Below are 1,054 nucleotides of genomic sequence, written 5' to 3'. Positions count from 1 at the left end.
AACACTTATTACAATACGATAGACGCACTTGCATTAAAAGCCACTGATCCGACTGGCACAATAAGTATTACCAATCAAACGCCCTCTTCATCAAATTTGGTAGTGAGTGCGATTACACCTCCAAGCCTCAGCAAAAGCTTTTCCAGTAACACACGTTGGGTAGGTCAGAATTCCACGTTAACCATCCGAATTCGAAATAATGATCTTAATTATGATTTGACTCAAGTAAGTCTTACAGATAACTTGCCGACAAACGTGAAAATTGCTGGCACACCAACTGTTACATATTCTGCAAATTGCGGAGCGCCAACCATTACTGCTTCTGCAGGAAGTTCATTCATTACGGTTAGTAACGCAACAATCCCCAAGAACACTTTTTGTGATATTGGTGTCAATGTTACTTCTGATACAGCCGGTGTTTATTTAAATTCGATTCCCGCAAGAGCGATCACGACGCAACAGGGTGTTACAAATAGTTCGGCTGCCTCTGCACCGATAAATTTTCAATCCATCGGAATGACAAAATCATTTGCAGTTGGTAATATGGTTGTGGGGGGAACAACAACCATGAGCATTTTAATGCAGAACCCCACCCCCTCACCTTATACTTCAGTTGCTTTTACAGACACACTGCCGAGTGGACTAACCGTTGTTTCTTCAGATTCTTCACAATGCGGTGGAACAGTAACAATTGGTTCCGGTGGACAGTCACTATCTCTTAGTGGAGGAACAATTCCAGCCGGAAGTACCACAACGCCTGGGGCGTGTACCATCACCGCCACAGTAACAGGCTCCATTGCAGGGTCTTTCACCAATACGATTCCAGTTAATTCGATTACGACAGACACATCAGGTGTGACGAACGTGACTGATGTTTCATCAAACATCACCATATATAACCCTGGTGCTGGAATCACAAGCCGATCAAAGGCTTTTAGTCCAGCGACCATTAAAGTGGATGGAATTTCTACATTAACTATTAGAGTAAGAGCACCTGCAGATACTCAATTGACTGGTTTTTCAATAAGTGATTCTTTACCAATTGGGGTGCGAG

The 1,054-nt window shown here is 43.1% G+C and carries 1 protein-coding gene; it reads left to right on the top strand.

The genetic code is table 11. From position 1 onward, the window contains the following. Positions 1-1,054 (top strand): hypothetical protein (locus tag Q8O35_RS06365; RefSeq protein WP_305571806.1); only part of this gene is annotated, 1,054 nt, incomplete at both ends.

This window comes from Humidesulfovibrio sp. (genome assembly GCF_030689645.1).
Taxonomy (GTDB): Bacteria; Desulfobacterota; Desulfovibrionia; order Desulfovibrionales; family Desulfovibrionaceae; genus Humidesulfovibrio.
The sequence above is the reverse complement of the archived record's forward strand: the minus strand, read 5'-3'. Positions and strand labels throughout refer to the sequence as shown.